The following is a 3,943-nucleotide window of genomic DNA, read 5'->3' on the forward strand; positions in this document are numbered from 1 at the left end:
TAGAATTTATTAAGAAGGACCTGCCCGAAGATATTGAAGTAGGTATTGGCTTCGATAAAACCGAATACATCCGCGAATCGGTGGCGGAAGTACAGCAGACCATTATCGTAGCCTTTACGTTGGTAGCCTTGAGTATCTTTCTCTTCCTGCGCGACTGGCGTACGACCATTATTCCGGTTATCACCATCCCGATTGCCCTAATTGGTACGTTCTTTCTGATGTACGTGCTGGGTTTTTCCATTAATGTGCTCACCATGCTCGGCATTGTGCTAGCCATTGGCTTAGTAGTAGATGATACCATTGTGGTGCTGGAAAATATTTACGCCAAAATTGAAAAAGGCACTCCCCCCGTTGAAGCTAGTTTGGAGGGAGCTAAGGAGATATTTTTTGCGGTAATCTCTACCACCGTAGCTCTGGCTGCAGTGTTCTTACCAGTCATATTTTTGCAGGGACTTACCGGACGACTGTTCCGTGAATTTGGGTTAGTGATTGCCTCAGCCGTAGTTATTTCATCATTTGTCGCCCTGTCACTGGCCCCGATGCTATGTTCTCGCATTCTGAAGCGGCGGAAGCAGCAAACCTGGTTGTATCGTAAAACCGAACCATTTTTTGAGTGGATGAACCGAGGGTACAACCGCTCGTTAGCGAGCTTTATGCAGTACCGCTGGCTGGCCTTCGTGGTAATTGCTGCTTCGGCGGGATTGATCTATCTGTTTTTAAATACGCTTCAGCAGGAATTGGCTCCGCTGGAAGACCGGGGGCAATTGCGAATGTTGGCCTCGGGGCCGGAAGGGGCCACCTTCGATTACATGGATAATTACGTAGATCAGTTGGTAGAAGTAGTACAAGAGAACGTACCCGAGAGCGATGCGATTATCACCGTAACCTCACCCGGATTTAGTTCTACCTCTTCGGTCAATTCAGCCTTTATGCGCCTTACCCTGACTGATGCTTCGGAGCGGAAGCGTAGTCAGCAAGAAATCGTGAATGCGCTTGCTCCTAAAGTGCAGGCACTCACCAAAGCCCGGGCGTATATTGCTCAGGAACCGACCATCAATAACGAGCGACAAGGATTACCGGTAGAATTTGTGATTCAGGCCTCCAATTTAGCCAAGCTGGAAGAAGTTTTGCCTAAGTTTATGGACTTAGCGGATCAGAATCCGGCTTTCGCTTTCGTTGACCTGAATCTAAAATTCAATAAACCAGAAATATCTATCGAAATTGACCGGGAAAAGGCCCGTAATCTGGGTGTTTCGGTACGCGACATTGCCGAAACTTTGCAATTGGGATTGAGTGGCTCTCGCTTCGGCTACTTTATTATGGATGGCAAGCAGTACCAGATCATCGGGCAGGTGAAGCGCGACGATCGAGATGATCCGTTGGATTTGCGCTCGCTATACGTGAAGAATGTCGATGGCCAACTGATCCAACTTGATAATCTGGTGTACCTGAATGAAGAAAGTACTCCGCCCCAGTTGTTCCGCTTCAATCGCTACAGTTCGGCCACGGTATCGGCCGCCCTGGCTCCCGGTTACACGCTGGGTAATGGTATTGATGCTATGGAACAAATTGCTCAAGAAACCTTAGATGGTTCGTTTGCCACCGATCTGGACGGACAGTCAGCCGAATTCCGGGAAAGCTCAAACAGCCTACTGTTTGCCTTACTGTTTGCAATTATTCTGATCTACTTAGTGCTATCCGCCCAGTTTGAGAGTTTCCGCGACCCGTTTACCATTATGTTTACCGTACCGCTGGCGTTGGCCGGAGCACTACTGGCTATCTGGTACTTTAATGAAACGCTTAATATCTTTAGCCAGATTGGAATTATCATGCTGATTGGGTTAGTGACAAAAAATGGTATTTTGATTGTAGAATTTGCCAACCAGCGCAAAGCCCAGGGGAAAAGTATTCAGGAAGCAATTGTAGAAGCGGCCGAATCCCGGTTCCGCCCCATTCTGATGACTAGCTTATCTACCGTACTGGGTATCTTACCGATTGCCCTGGCACTGGGAGCCGGTTCCGAGAGTCGGGTCTCCATGGGGATTGCCGTGATTGGCGGACTAATTTTCTCAACCATTCTTACGCTTTACGTAATCCCTGCCGTATACACTTATATTTCTAGCGGCAAAGAACGGCGTATGGCCCGAACGTGATCGCGATTTATTCTAGCAAAATGACACAACTTAATCTTTTAAACGATCAAGGAGCAGAAATCCCCCTAGCCCGTTCCACGGCGGCTTCCTTTTTTAAAGGTGGTAAGGGGGATTTAAAGAAGTCTAACTTAACATCCCCAAGTCTCATTGTATTTACCATACTCCTACTTCTTATTTTCAGGCTAACAAATGTTCAGGCCCAAGAAAACCTCCTCACCTTAGAAGAAGCCATTCGCACTGGATTGGAAAATAATTTTTCGGTGAAGATTGCTAATAACGATCAAGATATTGCTGCCAACAATTTCTCTCGAGGTAATGCCGGAATGCTACCGAATTTGGATTTGCTAGCGGCTCGTGATTTCGGAATTCAAAACTCAGAATCAGACTTCTTCAATGGCAATGAGCAAAATATAAGTGGCGGTCGATCTAACTCTATCAACGCATCAGCTGTAGTTAGTTGGACAATCTTCAATGGAACCCGAATGTTTGTTACTTACGATAGGTTGAACGAAATTCAGCAGGCTAGTAATTTAGATGCTCAGGCTACTGTAGAAAACTTAGTAGCAGATATTGCCTCGGCGTACTACACGGTCATTTTAGAGCAAGAGTTACTCACGGTTATCCAAAGTGCATTAGAACTTTCGGACATTCGTAAGCAACTAGCCAAAACGCAGTACGAAGTAGGCCGTACATCCAAATTGGAATACTTAGCTGCCCAAGCCGATTACAATGCTGATACCTCGTCTTTAATTAGTCAGCGCCAGCAGATGTACAACGCTAGAGTGGATTTAAATACCCTATTGGCTCGCTCACCGGACACCGAGTTCTCGGTACCTGACCAAATTGATGCTAACCTAGAGCTTCGTTTAATTGGACTGAAGGAAACTATGCTTAGTGCCAATCCTCAATTACTTCGAGCTCGGCAAGAAGAGAATATTGCTTATCTAACTACCCGAGAACTGAAAGCCGACCGCTTACCCATAATTGATATAACGGGTAGATACGATCACGTAACCCAAGAATCCGAAGCAGGCTTTCTGCTATACGGTCAGTCTAATAATTTCGCCTACGGAGTCACTGCTCGCTGGAATCTATTTAATGGTTTCAACAGGAACCGGGTTATCCAAAATGCCCAGATTGCGATGGAAACCCAGCAGTACGCTACCCAAGATTTACGGCTGCAATTGGAAGCTGGGCTAGAGAAAACGTTTATCAACTACACCAACAGTATTCAGCTAATTGAACTGGAAACCGAAAACGAAGCGATTGCCCAGGAACGAGCCGAAATTGCCCTGGAACGCTACCGCTTAGGAAACACCAATTCCCTAGAACTACGCGAAGCCCAGCGCATTGCCGTGGCCGCCTCCGGCCGTTTGCTGGATGCGGTCTACTCTACCAAAATCGCTGAGATAGAACTCATGCGCCTGAGTGGGAAACTAGCGAGTAGCAATTATTAAGAGTCTTTCTAGCTAAGCGAAGTGAGTGTCGGCAGTCAACATTCGGAATCTCTTTAGACAGTGCGGTAGTTTTACCTTCCCTTGTAAATTCTCGTATATTAGGTTATGAGTAGTATCACAACCGCCGTATCGCTCAAAAAAGAACTAAACACGCTGCGGCCTATCAGCAAGGCCGACGAGCTGCGGATTATGCAGAAGTTTCGTCTCGATTGGAACTTTCACTCTAATAATCTGGAAGGAAACTCTCTCACCTACGGCGAAACCAAAGCCTTAATTTTATTCGGTATCACCGCTCAAGGAAAACCCCTGAAAGATCACTTGGAAATCACGGGG

Annotated in this window: 2 protein-coding genes and 1 pseudogene; all 3 read left to right on the forward strand. The window is 46.5% G+C overall.

Translation table 11 applies throughout. The annotated features are described in order from the left end of the window. Nucleotides 1–2,153: efflux RND transporter permease subunit (locus tag WBA23_RS12570; RefSeq protein ID WP_424582628.1), on the forward strand; the 2,153-nt coding region annotated here is incomplete at its 5' end. Between the two features lie 20 nt (nucleotides 2,154–2,173). Beyond that, on the forward strand, nucleotides 2,174–3,610 hold the full coding sequence (locus WBA23_RS12575; RefSeq protein ID WP_424582629.1) for a TolC family protein: 1,437 nt from the start codon (nucleotides 2,174–2,176) through the stop codon (nucleotides 3,608–3,610). A gap of 105 nt (nucleotides 3,611–3,715) precedes the next feature. Beyond that, a pseudogene (locus tag WBA23_RS12580) lies at nucleotides 3,716–3,943 on the forward strand (hypothetical protein); the annotation flags it as partial.

The sequence above is a fragment of the Tunicatimonas sp. genome (assembly GCF_049647865.1).
Classification (GTDB): domain Bacteria; phylum Bacteroidota; class Bacteroidia; order Cytophagales; family Cyclobacteriaceae; genus Tunicatimonas.